Origin of the sequence: Mesorhizobium sp. LNJC405B00 (assembly GCF_000502615.1) — a bacterium.
Classification (GTDB): Bacteria; Pseudomonadota; Alphaproteobacteria; order Rhizobiales; family Rhizobiaceae; genus Mesorhizobium.
Genome location: NZ_AYWC01000008.1, coordinates 195,510 through 215,114, shown reverse-complemented (window position 1 = coordinate 215,114; position 19,605 = coordinate 195,510). Strand labels below are relative to the sequence as shown.

At 61.8% G+C, this 19,605-nt stretch carries 13 protein-coding genes; 11 read left to right on the top strand and 2 right to left on the bottom strand.

Translation table 11 applies throughout. From position 1 onward, the window contains the following. Positions 1-30 precede the first annotated feature (30 nt). The 7 genes from X756_RS148760 (at position 31) to X756_RS148790 (ending at position 9,654) form a co-directional block, all read left to right on the top strand. Complete coding sequence (locus X756_RS148760; RefSeq protein ID WP_027050460.1) at positions 31-1,209, top strand: DUF3095 domain-containing protein; 1,179 nt, start codon at positions 31-33, stop codon at positions 1,207-1,209. 302 nt (positions 1,210-1,511) lie between these two features. Then, positions 1,512-2,852: an adenylate/guanylate cyclase domain-containing protein gene (locus tag X756_RS148765; RefSeq protein WP_023672139.1), complete on the top strand. Its 1,341-nt coding sequence runs from the start codon at positions 1,512-1,514 to the stop codon at positions 2,850-2,852. Between the two features lie 151 nt (positions 2,853-3,003). Continuing rightward, on the top strand, positions 3,004-4,899 hold the full coding sequence (locus X756_RS148770) for an ABC transporter ATP-binding protein (protein WP_023730298.1): 1,896 nt from the start codon (positions 3,004-3,006) through the stop codon (positions 4,897-4,899). Further along, on the top strand, positions 4,896-6,794 hold the full coding sequence (locus X756_RS148775) for an ABC transporter substrate-binding protein (RefSeq protein WP_023730297.1): 1,899 nt from the start codon (positions 4,896-4,898) through the stop codon (positions 6,792-6,794). The genes X756_RS148770 and X756_RS148775 overlap by 4 nt, the downstream gene beginning before the upstream one ends. Before the next feature lie 2 nt (positions 6,795-6,796). Beyond that, positions 6,797-7,795 (top strand): ABC transporter permease, encoded by a 999-nt coding sequence (locus tag X756_RS148780; RefSeq protein ID WP_023672136.1) that lies wholly within the window; start codon positions 6,797-6,799, stop codon positions 7,793-7,795. After that, a complete protein-coding gene (locus X756_RS148785) occupies positions 7,792-8,973 on the top strand; it encodes an ABC transporter permease (RefSeq protein WP_031238750.1) in 1,182 nt (393 codons plus the stop codon). The genes X756_RS148780 and X756_RS148785 overlap by 4 nt, the downstream gene beginning before the upstream one ends. Positions 8,974-9,174: 201 nt before the next feature. Beyond that, entirely contained in the window at positions 9,175-9,654 is a 480-nt protein-coding gene (locus tag X756_RS148790; protein WP_023726700.1) for a class I SAM-dependent methyltransferase, read from the top strand. 15 nt (positions 9,655-9,669) lie between these two features. Here X756_RS148790 and X756_RS148795 read toward each other — a convergent pair whose 3' ends face one another. After that, positions 9,670-11,085, bottom strand: coding sequence for an adenylate/guanylate cyclase domain-containing protein (locus X756_RS148795; protein ID WP_023698120.1), 1,416 nt, complete (start codon positions 11,083-11,085; stop codon positions 9,670-9,672). Positions 11,086-11,383: 298 nt separating this feature from the next. Here X756_RS148795 and X756_RS148800 point away from each other — a divergent pair, with 298 nt between their 5' ends. The 3 genes from X756_RS148800 to X756_RS148810 all read left to right on the top strand — a co-directional run bounded on the left by X756_RS148800 (position 11,384) and on the right by X756_RS148810 (position 14,237). Further along, the gene (locus X756_RS148800) at positions 11,384-12,205 is read left to right on the top strand and encodes a hypothetical protein (RefSeq protein ID WP_023730295.1); all 822 of its coding nucleotides are present in this window, start codon (positions 11,384-11,386) and stop codon (positions 12,203-12,205) included. A gap of 137 nt (positions 12,206-12,342) precedes the next feature. Beyond that, the gene (locus X756_RS148805) at positions 12,343-12,864 is read left to right on the top strand and encodes a GNAT family N-acetyltransferase (protein ID WP_023730294.1); all 522 of its coding nucleotides are present in this window, start codon (positions 12,343-12,345) and stop codon (positions 12,862-12,864) included. After that, positions 12,864-14,237, top strand: a complete 1,374-nt coding sequence (locus X756_RS148810; RefSeq protein WP_031238748.1) for a hypothetical protein — start codon at positions 12,864-12,866, stop codon at positions 14,235-14,237. Before X756_RS148805 ends, X756_RS148810 begins: the two co-directional genes overlap by 1 nt. Before the next feature lie 20 nt (positions 14,238-14,257). Here the strand turns inward: X756_RS148810 and X756_RS148815 are convergent, their stop codons facing one another. After that, positions 14,258-16,021 carry an adenylate/guanylate cyclase domain-containing protein gene (locus X756_RS148815; protein ID WP_023730292.1) on the bottom strand — a complete coding sequence of 588 codons (1,764 nt, stop codon included), beginning with the start codon at positions 16,019-16,021 and terminating at the stop codon, positions 14,258-14,260. 291 nt (positions 16,022-16,312) lie between these two features. Here X756_RS148815 and X756_RS148820 point away from each other — a divergent pair, with 291 nt between their 5' ends. Further along, complete coding sequence (locus X756_RS148820) at positions 16,313-19,597, top strand: adenylate/guanylate cyclase domain-containing protein (protein WP_023730291.1); 3,285 nt, start codon at positions 16,313-16,315, stop codon at positions 19,595-19,597. The last annotated feature ends 8 nt before the right edge of the window (positions 19,598-19,605 follow it).

The following is a 19,605-nucleotide window of genomic DNA, read 5'->3' as shown; positions in this document are numbered from 1 at the left end:
GCATGATCGACTTCACCTTCAAGCGCTGGAATGTGCTATCTGATGCTTATGGAAACAGCTGTCGCGTCCGACCCGTTCGTCGCTTCTTTGCCGGTCTTCGCAAAGTTCGAAAGCGTTGCCGATATCGACAACTATCGGCCTCTCCCCGATGGCTGGGCGCTGGCCACCGCCGACATCGTCGGCTCGACCAAGGCGATCGAGGCCGGGCGCTACAAAACCGTCAATATGGCCGGCGCCAGCGTCATTTCGGCGCTGCTCAATGCACTGGGCCGGCAAGATCTTCCCTTCGTCTTCGGCGGCGACGGCGCGCTCGTGGCGTTTCCCGGCTCGGCGCTGGAGATCGCCCGTAACGCGCTGGCTTCTGTCCAGAGATGGGTGGCGGACGAACTGGACCTGACCTTGCGTGCCGCAATCGTGCCGATAAAGGACATAAGAGCGCAAGGCCTCGACGTTCGCGTGGCGAGGTTCCAGGCCTCCGAAGCAGCCTTCTATGCCATGTTCGCCGGCGGCGGCGGCAGTTGGGCGGAAGCCGAAATGAAAGCCGGGCGCTACCGCGTCGACCCCGCCCCGGCCGGCGCGCGGCCGGATCTGACCGGCCTCTCCTGCCGCTGGAACCCGATCGAAGCCCGGCATGGCGAAATTGTCTCGATCATAGCCGTGCCCGGGGCATCGCGCGACTTGCGTGGTTTCCAGTTTCTGGCTTCCGACATCATCACCCTTGCCGGCAGGCAGGAGCGCGATGGCCACCCGGTGCCGGTGGACGGTCCGGCCTATAGTCTCTTGCCCGCCGGTCTCGATGTCGAGGCACGGGCCACGGCGCCGCCGGGGCGGCGGTGGCTGGCCAAGCTGTGGGTGATCTTCCTGATGACGCTTACGGCCGTCACCGACAAATTGGGCTGGACGATCGGCGGTTTCGATCCGAAGGTCTACAAGCGCGAGGTGGCCAGCAATTCGGATTTCCGCAAGTTCGACGACGGCTTGAAGATGACCATCGACGTCGACGCGGATGTGTTGCAGCGGATCGAGAACCGGCTGAAACAAGCGGAAGAGGCCGGCATCTGCAACTATGGCCTGCACCGCCAGAAGTCGGCCTTGATGACATGCCTCGTCATCTCGCCGCTGCAGCGCGATCATGTTCACTTCATCGATGGCGCCGCCGGCGGCTATGCAATGGCTGCCGCAAGCCTGAAGGCGAAGGCGCCGGTCTGATGACGGCTTGGGGAATCGATTTTCCGCAATGCGCCTCGGCCATGGTTCTTGAGACCCGGCGAGCCCGACGGTGCCTGAGCCGACCAATTTTTTGCGCGATGTCAGGATCGGGATTGCACTTCGCCGGCAGCCTCGCCACATAGTGTCGCAGGTGATTTGTGCGGTCGACGTCTGCTTGCTTCCTGCAAGGACAGTCATTTGGGATATTCTTCGCCGGCTTCTGCCCCCGACGCCGGCTTCATTGACTTCGAGAATTTGCGGATCAAAGGAGATGGCTCGTCTTCGACGGGTTTCGAGATAGCATGAGCACAGCGCAAGCAGAAATTTCCAACATTCTCATGGATAAGGTTGCCGATTGGCTGACCCAATCGGCGCTGGCGGGCGACGACCTGGAAACATTGGTCAAGGGTTTTTGTGAACGGCTGGCTGCTGCCGGCCTGCCGCTGAAGCGGGTGCATTTGAGCTTTTCGATGCTGCATCCGCTTTATGACGCGCTCGGTTTCACCTGGATTCGCGGCCAAGGCCTGGAAGTGGAAGGCTTCCGGAGTGAGAACGGCGTCCATTCCGACAGATTCCTGACCAGCCCATACTACCATCTGCTCAGCAACAAGCTCGACCATCTGCGGCGCCGGCTCGACCCGTCGGTGCGGTCGGAGTTTCCTGTTTTCGATGAGCTCAGGCTTATGGGCGTCACCGATTACATGGCTTTCGTCCATCCCTTCAACGGCGATACAAGTCAGGGCATGTTGGGGTCCTGGTCCACCGACAGTGCTTCAGGCTTCAGCGACAGCATGATTTCGGCGCTGCTGCGGATCCAGAACCATCTCGCTATAGCAAGCAAGATGGCGGTGCTCACCAAGCTCGCCGACAACATGATGACCACGTATCTCGGCGGTGACGCCGGCAGGCGCGTGCTGGACGGCCAGATCAAGCGCGGCGAGGGCGATACAATCCGGGCCGCGCTGGTGATGGGCGATATGCGCGGGTCGACAAGGCTCGCCGAAACCTCCGGCCGCGAAGTCTATATCGATACGCTGAACCAGTTTTTCGATGCCATCGCAGCACCTTTCAATCGCAAAGGCGGGCAGATCATGAGTTTCCTGGGGGATGGATTCATTGCCGTCTACCCCTGCGAAAGGCACCGCGCGCAGTCAGAGATCGCCTGCCAGGCTGCTCTTGCGGCTGCGCACAAGGCCAGCATGCGCATGATGGAGCTCAATCTGCGCAGAAAAGAGCAAGGACTGGGCGACATAAAATTTGGTATCGGCCTGCATGTCGGCAATGTGATGTTCGGCAATGTCGGGCTTACCGACCGACTCACATTCTCCGTCTTCGGCTCGGCTGTAAACGAGGTCCAGCGTCTCCAGACCCTGACCAAGAAATATCCGCACAGCGTTCTCGCCAGCAAGGACTTCGCCGGTTATTGCGGGGCCAACAGCTGGCTGACGCTCGGCGAGGAGGAACTGGCGGGCAGCAAGCAGAAGCTGACGGTGCTTTCACCCGATCTGTCGGGTGCTCTCGCACTCGATGAAGACGCTGCGCTGCAGCCGTTTCACGATCGGATATCGGACGCCGAGCAGGTCATGCTACTTCATCGCGATGCCGCGCGGCTGTCGGCGGGCGACCGGAGGAAGCTCCAGTAGTCACCACCATCCGATCTGGACGCCCTGGTATGCTGTCCGGCCGCCGGTCGCCGGGGAATTCGTTTCGAATCCAAGTTGCTCTGCGCTGACAATGCGCTAGTCTTGCTTTTTGGGGCCGGTCGGGAGGCGCCAGATTGGGGCTGGTGTGGGAATGGATGCAGGCGTTGATCTGCTGCGGATCGAGGATGTTGGCATCTCTTTTGCCATTGTCGGGGGACCGTTGCATGCCGTCAGGCGGGCAAATCTTCGCGTCCTGCCCGGCAAGGTCACCGCGCTTGTCGGTGAGTCCGGTTCCGGAAAATCGGTTCTCAGCCAGGCCGTGATGGGCATCTTGCCGAACACGGCCCATGTTCGCGGCCGTATCCTGTTTTCCGATCCCAAAAAGCCCGGCACGACGCAGGATATCCTGCAGATGCCGCGAGACGGACCCGAAATCCGGGCGTTGAGAGGCAGCCGCATCGGCAAGATCTTTCAGGAGCCGATGACATCGCTGTCGCCGCTGCACACGATCGGCAACCAGGTCAGCGAATCCCTGCAGATTCATACGCACATGGATCGGACGGAGCGCAAGGCACGGACCGAGGAAATGCTCGGCCTCGTCGGGTTTCCCAATCCCAAGCGCGCCTACGACATGTATCCATTTGAACTTTCGGGAGGATTGCGGCAACGCGCTATGATCGCCATGGCGCTTATCTGCCGGCCCGCTCTGTTGATCGCCGATGAGCCGACGACGGCGTTGGACGTCACCATCCAGGCGCAAATCCTGCAATTGCTTCGTGGGCTCCAGACCAAGCTCAACATGGCAATGCTGCTGATCACGCACGACCTCGGCGTGGTCGCCAATGTCGCCGACGAGGTGGTCGTCATGTACCATGGCGAGATCATGGAAGCAGGCCCTGTGGAGGCAATATTCCGCCGGCCAGGCCACCCTTACCTGAAGGGCCTCATGGCAGCCGTTCCGCATTTCGACCTGAAGCCTGGCGAAAGACTGAAGGCGCTCCGCGAGGTGCCGGTGAATGTCGGGACCCTGCTGGGCAAGCAGACGGCGCCGGAAGCGAAGGGGCCGGACGACATTCTGCTGTCGGTCAGGGATCTGAAAAAGGTCTACACCATCCGCAACTCCGGATGGTTCAGCGGGAGCCATCAGACCTCTGTTCGCGCCGTGGACGGCGTCAGCTTCGACATCCGGCGAGGTGAGTGCCTGGGCCTGGTTGGCGAAAGCGGTTGCGGCAAAACCACCGTCAGCAAGATCCTGATGCGGGCCGTCACCCCTACCGGCGGCTCCGTGATCTTCAACGGCCGCGACGGAACGATCGACGTCCTGGAAGCCGAGGGAGACGCCCTGCGCTTGCTGCGGGCGAAACTCCAGATGGTTTTCCAGGATCCGGTCTCGTCGCTTTCGCCTCGCATGACCGTGGAAAACATCTTGAGCGAGCCGCTGGAAATCCATCAACGTGGCAATGCCGCGTCCCGGCTAGCCACGGTCAAGAGCCTGATGCAGGCAATCGGGCTCGATCCGCGCTTCATCCAGCGCTATCCCCACAGCTTCTCCGGCGGGCAGCGTCAGCGTATCGGCATTGCGCGCGCCTTGGCGCTGGGGCCTGAACTGCTGATCTGCGACGAGCCGGTTTCGGCGCTCGATGTCTCCGTGCAGGCGCAGATCCTGAACCTTCTGAAGGACCTGCAGAAGGAACTGGGCCTGACCTACCTGTTCATATCCCACAATCTGGCGGTGGTGGACTACATGGCGGACCGCATCGCGGTGATGTGCGGCGGGCGTATCGTCGAGCTTGCACCGCGCGAAATTCTGCTCAGGAAACCGATCCACCCCTACACGCGCTCGCTGCTCGCCGCAGTCCCCTTCCCCGATCTCGACCGGCCGATGGATTTCAAGACGCTGAAGCTCGGCGGCGCTTCCGACACCAGCGCATGGGGCCCGCAATTCCGCGACGAGGGCGAAGAGGATATGCTGTCGCCGCTCGATCTCGGCGGCGGCCATCTCGTGCTGGCCCGACGTTCGGCCGATGTCAGCGAGTTACGCCATTGATCAGCCGCCGCACTGTCCTTGGTCTCATGGCTTCGGCATTTCTGCCGGGCACGGCGCGCGCCGGCGATCTGGAGCCGGATTTTCTTCAGCCGCAGCTGAAAGCCAGGGCTCTGCCGCCACTCGCGGAGCGCCTGCCCAAAAGCCCGCGCGCGTTGAACCTCGCGGCGATGGGCCGGCAGCCCGGCCAGTATGGCGGCACGCTGCGTACGATCATCGGCAGCCAGAAAGATATCCGGATGATGACGATCTACGGGTATTCCCGGCTGGTCGGTTATGACGAAAAACTTAACTTGCATGCCGACATTCTCGAAAGTTTCGACGTAGCGGATGATCGCATCTTCACTTTCAAGATACGGGAAGGCCATAAATGGTCCGACGGCAGCCTGCTGACGCCGGAGGATTTTCGCTATTGCTGGGAAGATGTCTGGCTGAACGATGAGCTTTCGCAAGGGGGGCTCGCCCCGACCCTGCTGGCGGACGGCCAGCCGCCGCGCTTCGAGATCGTCGATCCGCTGACGGTGCGCTACAGTTGGGACGCGCCCAATCCCGACTTCCTGCCCAAGCTCGCTGCTGCCGCGCCGATATCGCTCGTTCTGCCGGCCGCCTATCTCAAGCAGTTCCACAAGAAATACCAGGATCCATTCCGGCTCGCCGGCCTGATGAAGGAGAACCGGGCCAAGAAATGGACGCTCCTGCATATCCGCATGTCGCGGCAGTATCGCCCGGAGAACCCGGAATTGCCGACGCTCGATCCCTGGCGGAACCGGACCAAGCCGCCAGCCGAGCAGTTTATCTTCGAGCGCAACCCGTTCTTTCATCGAACAGACGAGAATGGCCGGCAACTGCCCTATGTCGACCAGATCATCATGAATGTCAGCTCGTCGGCGATCATCTCGGCCAAGACCGGTGCGGGGGAGAGCGACCTGCAATGCATGGGAATTGACTTCAGCGATTACTCGTTCCTGAAGGATGCGGAGAAGCGCTACCCGGTGAAGATGCATCTATGGAAACGCACTCAGGGCTCGCGGCTGGCGCTGCTGCCCAATCTGAATTGTGCCGACCCGGTGTGGCGTGCCCTTTTGAGAGACGTGCGCGTGCGCCGCGCACTTTCGCTTGCTGTAGACAGGCGTGAGATCAACATGGCCGTGTTCTATGGATTGGCGCAGGAAAGTGCCGATACGGTGTTGCCGGAGAGCCCGCTCTACCGGCCGGAATACGCGAAAGCCTGGATCGCCCATGATCCCGACAAGGCCAATGCCCTGCTAGACGAGGTCGGGCTTCAGGCCCGTGACGATGACGGCGTGCGGATGCTTCCGGATGGACGCTCTGCGCAGATCATCGTGGAAACGGCCGGCGAAAGCACGCTGGAAACCGACGCGCTCGAACTTATCACCGATCACTGGCGCAAGATCGGCATCGCTTTGTTCATCCGGACTTCGCAGCGCGACATCTTCCGCAGCCGCGCGCTTGGCGGCCAGATCATGATGTCGATGTGGTCGGGCATCGACAATGGCGTGCCGACCGCCGACATGAATCCGTACCAACTGGCCCCCACCATCGACGACCAATTGCAGTGGCCGCTCTGGGGTGCTCACTATCTGTCCCATGGCAAGATGGGTGAGGCGCCCGATCTTCCTGAAGTGGTCGAGTTGATGGCTTTGCTCAAGCGATGGAACGGATCGACCGAAGCCAGCGAGCGCGCCGAAATCTGGAACTCCATGCTGTCGATCTACACCGATCAGGTGTTTTCAATAGGCACGGTGAACGCAACGCATCAGCCGATTCTGGTATCCTCGCGGCTGCGCAACCTGCCTGACAAGGCACTTTTCGGCTATGACCCGACCTCCTATTTCGGTGTCTACATGCCGGACACATTCTGGCTTGGAGGCTCCTGAGCGTGCTTCGATATCTTGTCTGGCGCATCGCCGTGATGGTTCCAACGCTGCTGGTCATATCGGCGCTGGTGTTCACCATCATCGAACTTCCGCCGGGCGACTATTTCGACAGCTATGTCGCTGAGCTCCGGGCCCAGGGCGAAGCGGTGGATTCCGACCGCATCCAGATGATGCGCAAGGAATATGGTTTCGACCAGCCGCCGGTCATTCGCTACTTCTACTGGGTTGGCGGGATGCTGCACGGCGATTTCGGCTATTCCTTCGAATATGAGCTGCCGGTTCGCGACGTCGTCGGCGACCGAATGTGGCTGACCGTGCTGGTTTCCTTCGTCACGATCATCTTCACCTGGCTCATCGCCTTTCCGATCGGCATGTACTCCGCCACGCATCAATACAGCTGGGGCGACTACGGCCTGACTTTCTTCGGCCTTCTCGGCCTTGCCATCCCGAATTTCATGCTGGCGCTGATCCTGATGTATTTCGCCAACATCTGGTTCGGCACGTCCATCGGCCATCTCATGGACCAGCAATATCTCGGCGAGCCGATGAGCTGGGCCAAGGCGAAGTCGATCCTCGCCCATCTCTGGATCCCGGTCCTGATCATCGGCACCGGCGGCACGGCAAGCATGATCCGGCGGCTGCGCGCCAATCTGCTCGACGAGCTGCACAAGCAATATGTGGTGACCGCTCGGGCCAAAGGCCTTCATCCGTTCAAGGCGCTGGTCAAATACCCGCTGCGCATGGCGCTCAATTTCTTCATTTCCGACATCGGCTCGATCCTGCCGGCCATCATCTCCGGCGCCGAAATCACGGCTATCGTTCTGTCATTGGAAACGACCGGGCCGATGCTGATCAAGGCGCTGCAAAGCCAGGATATGTATCTGGCGGGGTCATTCCTGATGTTCCTCGCCTTCCTGACGGTTATCGGCGTGCTGATTTCCGACCTGGCGCTGGCGCTGCTTGATCCACGAATTCGTTTGCAGGGTGGCAGCACCAAATGAAGCAGGACTCGCCGCTGCCCGCTCCGGGTGCTCCACTGCAACACTACATTTCCGGCGCGCCCTTCGACCTGCAGTCGGTCGAGGCGATGACGCCGGACCAATCGAAGGTCTTTCAGGCATCGCAGTTGCGGCTGATGTGGTGGAAATTCCGCAAACACCGGCTTGCGCTTATATCCGGCATATTCCTGGCAGTGCTGTATTTAGGGATACTGATCTGCGAGTTCCTGGCGCCCTACAATCTGCACTCGCGCAACATGGACTACATCTATGCGCCGCCGCAGCACGTGCACCTGTTCCACAATGGCGAGTTCGTCGGGCCGTTCGTCTATGGCCGCCAGATGACGCTGGATATGGACACGCTCAAGCGGAACTACATCGAGAACCACGACGACGTTCAGCGGCTCCGTTTCTTCTGCCAGGGCGACACTTATCGGTTCTGGGGCCTGATCGAAGGTGACAGGCATTTTGTCTGTCCTGCCGAGAACGGCCAACTCTTTCTGGCCGGCACCGACAGGCTGGGGCGCGACGTGCTCTCGCGCATGATCTATGGCGCACGCATTTCACTGACTATCGGCCTCGTCGGCATCAGTTTCAGCTTCCTGCTCGGCATCGTCATCGGCGGGCTGGCCGGCTATCACGGCGGTATCTTCGACCTGATCGTCCAACGGATAATCGAAGTCCTGCAATCGATTCCCAGCATTCCGCTATGGCTGGCCCTGGCGGCGATCATGCCGATAACGTGGAGTCCGATCCTGATCTATTTCGGCATCACCGTCATCCTCGGGCTGCTCGACTGGACCGGACTGGCGCGGGCCGTGCGTTCAAAGCTTCTGGCCTTGCGCGAGGAGGATTACGTTCTGGCGGCGCAATTGATGGGCGCCGGGAGCAGCCGCATCATCAGGCGGCATCTCATTCCCGGCTTCATGTCACATCTGATCGCGACGGCGACGCTCTCCATCCCTGGCATGATCCTGGGCGAAACGGCGCTGAGCTTCCTCGGGCTCGGCCTGAGAGCGCCGATCACCAGCTGGGGCATCCTGCTCACCGAGGCGCGCAGCGTCAGCGTGATCGCGTTCTATCCATGGCTGCTTTTGCCGATGCTGCCCGTCATCCTCGTCATCATGGCGTTCAACTTCCTCGGCGACGGCTTGCGGGACGCCGCGGACCCCTACAAGTGAGATCGCCATTCCGCCACGCATAGTGCCACCCGGAATGTCGCTTGCCGGCCCCCTGTACGGTTGTTGCACTGTTTATTGTCCGCCCCTATATGTGCCGACTCGCAATCGAGCTTAGCGCGTCAGCTTCGGGATTCACCCGTCAACAATTCTTGTCGCGGGCGTTACCGATCTCTTGATCTGGTTCAGGACACACAATCGCATATGAGTCGCCTCGATAATTTCATCAGCAGGATGACCGCGCAGCGCGACATTCTCAATCGAATCTGCCCCGAGGTGGCGAAGATGGAGGGGCTTGTGCTTGAGCTCGGCCTCGGCAATGGCCGGACATTCCACCATCTGCGCGAGCTTCTGCCCGGGCGCCGGATCGTGGTGTTCGACCGCGAAGTTGGCGCGCACACTAGCTCAATTCCCGAAGCTGAAAACCTCGTGCTCGGCGAAATACGCGAGACGGGCCGCAAGTTCATTGGCATCGAAGCCGCCCTTGTTCATGCCGACATTGGCACCGGCTATGACGATCGCGATGCAGTGACCGCTACCTGGCTTCCCGATCTGATTGCGAGCCTGCTTCGCGTCGGCGGCTTCGCGGTCAGTGGCACGCCGCTCGATCACCCGCTGCTGCAACAGCTCCCGGCGCCCACTTCGGAGCCCGCCGACCGTTATTTCCTCTGCAAGCGCGTGTGAGCGGTAGAGAACTCTTCAGGGGATCGTATAAACCGCAATCTCCCGCTCGATGCCGCGCAGCGAGACCTCGTGCGGCACGGGCGTCAGCGCGTTCCTGTGCAACAGATCGGCGGTGAGATTATCGTCGACCACCGCACGCGTGGCGAAGATCGCCTGTGCGTTGGCGAGGTTCTGGACCCGCGAAGCAATGTTGACCGTCTGGCCGAAATAATCCTGCCGCTCGTTCATGGACACGGCTATGCAGGGGCCGGCATGAACACCGATCTTGAGCAGAAGGTCCTCGCGCCCGCTTTTGTCATTGAGCGCCCGCATGGCGTCGCGCATCCGCAGCGCCGCGGCAATCGCACGGTCAGGCGTCGCGAAGGTCGCCATCACCGCATCGCCGATCGTCTTCACAACCGCCCCTGCCTCCGCCGCGACGATCTCGTGCAGAACCTGGAAGTGCTCGCGTACGAGATCGAAGGCTGAAAGATCGCCCACCCGCTCGTAGAGCTCGGTCGATCCGCGCAGATCGGTGAACAGGAAGGTCAGGCTGGTGATCTTCAGGCGCTGGTTGATGTCGAGCGTATCCGTGCGATAGAGATCCCGGAACGTCTGGTTGGTGAGCAGGCGCTTGGCGGTCACGAAGGGCCGGCGCTTGCCCAGGAAATCATGCAATACCGGGCAGGCGATGAAGACCGTCGGCAGCACGCGCGTGTCGGTCCTGTTTTCCAGCGAAATGCGCAATGGGCCGGGTTGCATCTCCAGCGTCTGGCTCTGGACATGGTCGCGGTCGAAGGCCAGAGAGAGGTTTCGCCGCTCTTTTGCCGGTTCGCCCTTCGCGTCGATGAACTGGGCCGAATGCGTGACCGGCTCGAAGATGATGATGAATTGGGGCGGAAGCTGGATGTGCAGAACCGCCTTTTCACCGGGCGCAAGCTCGATATCTTCCAGCGAGAACGCTTCCATCTTTTCCGCCAGATCCTCGTCCGGCAGATCGGCCCCGGACGCCCAGTAGATCTGGCGGTAATATTCCACCAACGGCAGTTCGTGTGGATTGTGGGCGGCAATCCTGCGCACGCGGGGACTGACGGTGAATGTCACCTCGACCATCTCGTCGAGGGTCGGCGAATAGCCCTGGGAGCACAGCGCGCAGGTGTATTCGTCCTTCTGCATGGTTTTCAGCGTGGCGTTGGTGTCGAGCACGCCGCCACAGCCGGGGCACAGAACATTCCAGGAAATGTCGAAGATGCCCACCCGCGCTGCATGGAGAAAGGCGCTTATGGTGCGTTCCTCGTCGAGGCCATGCTTGCTGGCGAAGGCCAGCGCATTGATGCGGCAAAGTTCGCGGTCCTTGCCCTCGGCGATGGTTTGCCGGATTGCGTCGATTGCCTGCGGATCGACATCGGTCGATTGCCGCAGAAGCGAGAACAGATCCTGAGCTTCGGTCATCGTGCAGGCTCCGGAAATTGCGCCGCTAGAGCATGATGCCGAAAAGTGTGAAGCGGTTTTCGGACGACATCATGCTCTTCCTGATTCAGAGGCGGATTCAGATTTCAGGTCGGACAGACCTGAAATCATCCGGCTCTAGGCGTGTTGGCCGGACCGATCTTCGACCCGAACGCTCCATCATACTGCGAAACGGACCGTACGGCCATTCGAATGGACAAGCCTGGTGACAGGTCAATTTCCATTTGTTGAATTCCAAACTATGATAGCCCATGGGGCATTCATCTCTGGGGTTTTCTCCATGCCGACACGCGACAACCCGCCATTTCCGGCGGCCCTTCGCCTTTTCTCGGCGGGGGTCATCATCGTCCTGATCGTTGGGGCCGGCCTGTTTTTCGCGCCTGCGCTGGTCAAGCCGCGCTGGCCCTGGGCCGTCACGCCGTTCAATGCCCGCTTCCTCGGCGGCTTCTACACCGCCGAAATGGCAGTGATGGCGGCGCTGCTGGTCTGGAATCGCTGGTCGCCCGGCAGGCTCGTGCTGGTCATGGCCTTCATCTTCACCGTCATCGTGTCGGCGGCTTCGTTCATCAATCTCGGTTATTTCAACTTCGAGCGCAAAGCCCCCTGGCTCTGGTTTCTGGTCTATCTTGCGTCAGCCGCGGTATCCGGGCTGTTCCTGTGGCTGGCAAGGGCCCGCCCTTCTGCAAAAGGCGTGATCTTGAACCCCGCATGGCGCGCCTACCTACCGGTGGAAATGGCGATCCTCGGGGTCTACGGCGTCGGCCTGTTGCTGTTTCCCCTGACATTCGGTGGCTTCTGGCCATGGCCGATCGATGCCTTCCACGCCCAGGTCTACAGCGCCATCTTCCTCGCGGGTGCAGGCGGCACCTATCTCGTCTGGAGAAGTGCGCCGCGCGAGGAACTGCTGGTGCTCGGCCTGGCGCAGTTTCTAGTTGGCCTGCTTGCCGTCCTTGGCCTCGTCATCACCGACGCCGCCGTGCACCGGATCGACTGGACGGCGGCCGGGACATTGTGCTGGCTCGCCCTTTTCGGCTGGATCGGCGTCAGCGGTATCCTCAAACTCTACGCCGCCCCCCGGCATTTTGCCGCGCAATCGGCATAGGTCGCAGAGACGGCTGGATTTTCAGGTGACGTCCGGTGCATCGTGCCGGGCATATTGCCTCTGTCGCTTTGTTCTGACGCAATTCCGGACGGAAAACCGCTCACACTTTTCCTGAAATTGCGTTAGGCGGGAAAGCCATGACCAGCACGACCTCCTTATCCGAGAAAATCCAGCCGCAGCTCCGGGCCGTCCGGCCAAGCGATGCCGAGGCGCTGTGCGCTATCTTCAATATGCCGGGCTTCCGCTGGGGCACGCTCAGGATGCCATTCGAGATGGTGGAGCAGGTGGAGCGGCGCATCGCCAAGTCCGGCCCGGAAACCACCTGGATCGTTGCCGAGTTGGACGGCAAGGTTGTCGGCCACGGCAGCCTGGTCGCGCAGGGTTCGCCGCGCCGCTCGCATATCGGCGAGATCAATATCGGCCTCGACGATGGCTTTGTCGGCAGAGGCATCGGCTCTGCCATCCTTGGCGCGCTGCTTGACGTGGCCGACAATTGGCGCGCCCTGAAGCGGGTCGAATTGAGCGTCTATGCCGACAACGAACCGGCCATCCGTCTCTACACAAGCCACGGCTTCGAGGTCGAAGGCCGGCATGTGAAGGCCGGTTTTACCGACGGGCAATACCACGACCTCCTGAGCATGGCCCGGCTGCGGTTCTGATGACCACTGTCCCTGCCCTTGCCCCTCCGGTGGACATTTTGGCCGTGCTGTCGCTGCTCTGCCCGGAGGTCGTGCGTGACATCGAGCAGAACTGGAATGCACCGGTTTCCGATTATGCCCGCCATCTGTGGCGGCCGGTGGCAAGGCCTGGATCGGCCCCGTCGATTGCTGCCCGCTCGATCCTGCGCGACGTCCTGCAGCAGCGCCTCGGTGCGATCGTGCAGCCCGAAGCGATCGGCAAGGCCCTCGACGAATTCGACCACAGACCGGTTATCCAGTCCGGCCTGCACTGCCTGCTTCTGATGGATCGCATCACCTTCGATGCCCTGCTGCTTGCCTGGCTCGGCGCGGTCGAAAACGGGCTGTCGGCTTTTTTCGGCTTCATGGGAACGACCATGACCATGGAGACAACCGGCCGGGAGGGGCCGGGATGGCTGGATGTCGGCGACGACAAGGTCAATTTGTTTGGCATGGGCCGCCACAAACTGTGCCGCAAAAGCGCCTGCGCGGCCGGTCCGGTCGCCCTCAACGGGCGCGCGCTCGAAACGGTGGGCAATGAGACGGATGCCAGAAGCTGGCTCGGCACGCTGCTTGCCAGCCAGGACAAGGTATTTGCAACAGCCGCCGATGCGCTGACAGAACTCAACGAGCATCTGGTCGCCGATTGGGATCGTTCCGGCATGGCCCGGCCGGTTTTCATCGATGATAGGCTGGCCGCGACTGTCGTGGCGCGGCATCTGGAAGATGAAGGCAGTCTTCTTTCCAGGCTGCTCCTCGAGCCCGCAAGGCGCCGGCGTCTCGACCATGCCTTGCAAGAAGCCGCATCGGGCCCATTTGGCAGGTTCCTGCCCAATGCCACGGCCTATTTCTGGGGCATCCGCGAGCAGCGCGTGCGCAAGCTCGTCCTCGAGAACGGGCGGCTGATCGAGCCTGACAGGCCGCATGGTCTTTCCATCCCGTTCGAGCGGCCGCATCTCCAGCAGGCACTGCTGGACGGCATGCTTTTGCCGGACTTGTTCCTGATGTTCCTTGCCCTTGCCATATTGCCGCGCGTGCGGGTTGTGGGCGGCCTGAGACAGATTGGCTATGTCGCGCTTTTTCACTCGATCCTGCTGGCTGCGCTTGATGAAAACGCGCCAGAAGAGCGCGATCTGGCCGCCGAGCTGCAGGTTCGGGAAAATGCCTGGGGCATGCGGGTCATCGATGAACAAATCTCGGTCCGCGAGCAGCTTGCCGGACTGCCGGAAGGGGCGCTGTTCCCGGACCTGCTGCGGCAATACCGGTTGCGGACATTTGCCGAGACGACCGATGACCTGAAACCGGTTCGCGAAAACGCCCGATGGTGCAAGATCGGCCGGGCCTCGGGCCTCTGACCCGGCCGGGCTTTAGCCCGTCATTGCGCCACGCCGGCCTTGCGAAGCCCCTCGACCATCAGTTCGAAATCGGCAGGGTTCTTGTAAGGCAAGACTTTGCGACGGTGTTCCAGCGAATAGGCGGGATTGACGCGAAGCAGGTCCTGCCATGCCGCATGGGCCTGCTCCAAACGGCCCAGATGGCCGTAGCATGCGGCCAGAAGCGCACGCGAGACGTCGGTGACAGCGTTGCGAGCCAGCCGTTGCAGCAAGAGGTCGACGGCCTCTTCGTACCTTCCCAGTTGAAACGATGTCAAAGCCTGGAAGTGCAGAAGCACATCCGGAAAGTATGGATTCAAGGTCTTTCCCCGGGCGAAACTCTCTAGCGCCTCCGCGGGTCTACCTGAATAATACAGCGCCTCGCCGCGGGCGACGTGCGCTTCGGCGAAGTTCGGATTGAGGGCTATCGCGCGCTCGACCTCGCCGATGGCTTCATCGTGCCGCCGTGTGTAAAGCTTGGCCGATGCCAGCGCCCAGTGCGCCCAGGGATCGCTGTCATCCAGCGTTACCGCTCGCGTTGCTGCCTCTTCCGCTTGCGCCATCGAGTCCGACGCACCCCACCTGTTGAGGTAATCGAGCCCGTACGTGAGGGCTAGGAAAGCGTGGGCAGAGGCAAATTTCGGGTCCAGTTCGATGGCCCGCTGCAAGAGCTCGCGGGCCGCGACGTTCGTGTCCTTCGTCAGCCGGTGCCACAGCTCCCGGCCCCGCAGGAAACAGTCATACGCCTCCGGGTTGCGCTGGTGTTCGGGCGCCAGCCGCAGACGGTCATCCTCGGTCAGATTGAGCGCCAGCGCACCGACGATGTGCTGCGTCACGTCATCCTGCACGGCGAATATGTCGGTCAGATCGCGATCGAACCGCTCCGCCCAAAGATGGCCGCCTGAAATTGCATCGATGAGCTGCGCGGTGATGCGTACCTTGTTCCCCGACTTGCGTACGCTGCCTTCAAGGACATAGCGCACGCCGAGCTTCGTGCCGACATCCTGCACATGGACGTTCTGGCCCTTGAAGATGAAGGACGAATTGCGAGCGATGACGAAGAGCTGTGACAGTTTGGACAGCGCCGTGATGATGTCTTCGGAGATGCCGTCGGCGAAGTAGTCCTGTTCGGCATCACCGCTCATATTGGCGAACGGCAGCACGGCGATCGACAGTTTCGGCGGCGCTGCCGCAGCCGGAGGGCTCGTCGCGGTTTGCGAGGTCGCGGCCGCCTTGGCCCCGGCGCCGACTTGCAGCGAATAGACCCGGATCGGCTCGGCGATGTTCTTGAGCTGTGTGCTGCCGAGATCGCTGACCGAGAGGTCAAGCCTGGCCTTGACCTGGCGATAGGCATCCTCGGACAGGCAGATGGCGCCGGGCGCCGCAACGCCCTCCAGACGCGAGGCGATGTTGACGCCGTCACCCATCAGATCGCCATCGCTCTCTTCGACCACATCGCCCAGATGGATGCCGATCCTGAACTCGATGCGGCGCTCCTGCGGTACGCCGGCATTGCGCTCAACCATACCGTTTTGAATCTCAACGGCGCAGCGCACGGCATCGACCACACTGCGAAACTCAACCAGTGCCCCATCTCCGGTACGCTTGATAACCCGCCCGTGGTGCACTGCAATGATCGGATCGATCAGGTCGCTGCGCAGTGCCCGCAACCGCGCCAAGGTACGATCTTCGTCCGCGCTCGCGAGCCGGCTGTATCCGACCACATCTGCAGCCAGGATTGCGGCCAGCTTACGGTTCTCGCTCATGGGTCGCCTCCTCATCTCCATCATAGCAGGAAGACGGCGGGACGAGGGAATTTTCGCAAATCACGGCCACGCGGCCGCCCGTATCGGCAGTGCTCCACCGCCGAACCCAGACCGATGCCCATTTGCGCTGCCGCTTGCCGGTTGACGACTATCGGTTCATCCTTGTGAATACCCCGGCCGTGACGAGCGTGGCGAGATCACGCGTCATGGCCCAAGGTCAAAGAGATAGAGCATGATGTCGTCCGAAAAACCGCTTCACACTCTTCGGCATCATGCTCTGGTGAGGTGTCCATGAACTGCTCGGGCTGCGGTTTCGAGATCGAGGGCGGTTACGCCTTCTGTCCGAAGTGTGGCCGCCGCCAGCCCGTGCCATGCGCCAGTTGCGGCTACGCCTGCGCACCTGATTTCGAATTCTGTCCTAAATGTGGGGCAAGCGTCGGTGCGTCCGCAAAAGCTGCCGAACGGCCTGCTCCGACACCAAGCCGCACCATTGCGCAGCCCTCTCGAGCTCCGTCGCCGAACATCGAAAGCGAAGAGGGGCCGCATTCCGTCTCCGACGCCGATCGACGAACGGTAACGGTGCTGTTCGCCGATCTCTGCGGCTTCACGACACTCAGCGAGCAGCTCGACCCCGAGGTCATGCAGGCGCTGCAGAACGAACTGTTCAAGGAATTGACGGCGGCCGTGCAAGGCTTTGGTGGTTTCGTCGACAAATTCATCGGCGACGCTCTGCTCGCCTTGTTCGGTGCGCCGGTCGCGCATGAGGACGATCCGGAACGTGCGCTTCGAGCCGCTCTCGACATGATCGCCCGGACGGCGCGGCTCGGTGAAAGCACCCGCCACTCCGGCTCGCCGCTGCTGCTCCACATAGGCATAAACACGGGTCCGGTCGTTACTGGCGGATTGGGCATCGGCACCGCCAAATCTTATTCGGTGACCGGCGACACGGTGAATACGGCGCAACGCCTGCAATCGCTGGCTGCACCGGGTGAGGTGCTGGTGGGCGAGCTCACGCACAGGCTGACCCGGCATGCCTTCTCGTACGAGTCGCTGGGCGATGTCGTGTTTCGCGGCAAGGCTGGCAGTGTGCTCGTCCACCGACTGGATGCACCGCTTGCGGCGCCGCGTGCAGCGCGCGGGCTCGAGGCGCTCGGCCTCAGTGCGCCCATAATAGGTCGTGATGCGGAGCTCAACAGAATGCTGGCGAGCCTTGACTTGGCGTGCGGCGGCTCGGCCCAGCTTGTCCGCATCGTCGGCGAAGCCGGTATCGGGAAGTCGCGGTTGGTGAAGGAGTTCGTCGCCCGCGTCGGCGACGAGGATCGTTTTCGCAACGTCGCCGTGCGGCAGGCCACGTGCTCACCGCTGGGTGAACAATCATTTGGCGCCCTGGGTGCAGTGGTGCGCAGCGCTGCCGGGATGATGCAAAACGACAATGGGGACGAAATGCGGGGCAAGCTCGCAGCCTTGCTTGCCGATCTCGGCCTGCAGGGCGAGGAGGCGAAGCGGCTGATGCCTTTGCTCTACCATGTGCTTGGCCTCGGCGACCCCGATGCCACCTTGCAGCATGTCGAGCCCGAGCAGCTGCGGCGGCAAATTCTCTACGCGGTCCGCACAATCATGGAATGGCGGCTTGTGTTGTCGCCGCTGTTGATTGTCGTCGAAGACCTGCACTGGGCCGACTCCGTCTCGCTCGAGGCACTGCGTTTCGTGATGGACAGACTGGAACGCACGCGGCTGATGTTGCTGGTCACGCATCGTCCGGCGTCGGACAACGACCAACTCGACTCAAGTCGGGTCAGCCACACAGCGCTCAGGCTTTCGCCGCTCGACAGCGATGACGGACGCCGCCTGGTGGCGGCGCTTTTCGGCGAGAACTGGGTAAACGCCGCAGGAGGGCTTCTCGACCAGATCCTCGAGCGCGCGGGCGGCAACCCGCTTTTCTTGGAGGAGATCGTTCGCGGCCTTATCGATCGCGGTGTATTGGTGCGCGAGGGCCAGCAATGGCGGACCGTGGCAGGCGAAGTCGCAACCGGCATCCCCGCCACGATCCAGGCAATGTTGCTTGCTCGCGTCGACCGGCTGCCGCAAGGGGTGCGCCGGTTGGCCCAGGAAGCCGCGGTAATCGGCCCGCGCTTCGATGCCACGCTTCTGAAAGCCGTGGCAGCCGACCCCGGCCGACTGGAAGCGGGCTGCGAACTGCTTTGCGATGCGGAAATCATCGAGGAAGTTGCCGGATCAGGCTCGGTCTCGTCGCAAAGCTACCGCTTTACACAAACATTGCTGCAGGACGTGATCTACCAGAATCTGCTCCTGCAACGCCGGACCGACATCCACGGCCGGGTAGGTGCCGCCCTGGAGCAACTGTGCGGCGACAAGCCGGAACGGTTCGAGGATCTGGCCGTGCTCGGTCACCATTTCGCTCAGAGCGCCGAGCGGGAGAGGGGCGCGCATTACCTGCAGGCGGCGGGAGATCGCGCTCGCATGATATACGCCAATGACGACGCCCTTCGTTTCTACGAGCGAGCACTGACTGCGTTGGGCGCGATCGGGCAAACACCGCTCAAACTGGCAATTGCAGAGCGCATTGCCGATTTGAGCGGCCCGGCAGGCCGCCGCGAGATTGCACACCGCCACTACGAGGCGGTGCTGCAGGCCTATCGCGAGTCAGCCGATCGTGTCGCGGCGGCGCGCGTTTTGCGCAAGATCGGTCGGCTGTTTTGGGACGTGGGCAAGCGGGACGACGCGGAATCGCGCTACGCTGAAGCGGCAGCGCTCCTCGATGGAGCGGATGCCCCGATCGAGCAGGCGCATCTCTGGCAAGAACGTGGCCGACAGGCGTTCCGCAGCGGAGATCACACTCTCGCGGCAAAATGGGCAGACGCGGCGCTGGATTGCGTACGCTCTCTGACAACGGAACATGTCTCCGATGATGCCACCCTCGTGACCGCCGAGGCACTTAATACCAAGGCTGTTGCGCTGGCTCGCCTTGGGCGAAACCATGAAGCCGTGCGTGAGGTTGAGCGCAGCATTGAATTGGCCGAAGCCGCCGGTCTGCTGGGCGCGGCCTGCCGCGGCTACACCAATCTCGGCGTGCTCTACACGACCATCGATCCGGCAAAGGCGATGGAGGTCTGTCGGCGCGGTCTTGAAGTGGCGCGCCGCATTGGTGATCTGGGTTTCCAGGCGCGCCTCCTCGCCAATCTGGCGGTGGCTTGTTGTACTTTCACGGATCGCTGTCCAACGGAGGGCGTGCCTGCTGCCGAGAAGGCCATCGAGATTGACCGGGCGCTCGACCAGCGCGAGCACCTGCCAGTGCCGTTGATCGTGCTTGGGCAGATCCACCAGTGCAACGGCCATCCGGAACTGGCGGTTGGCTTGTTCCACGAAGCACTGGACGTAGCCCGCGAAACGGGCGAGCCCCAACTGCTGTTTCCGTGCTATGATGGACTCGCAACGCTTAATCTCGACCTCGACAATCTGGCCGAGGCCGAACGCTACTTTTCCCTGGCGCAGGGTATATGCGCCCAGCACGGGCTCGACCCGGAAGCGCTTGTGGTGCTGCCTTTTCTCGACTAGCCGGGATA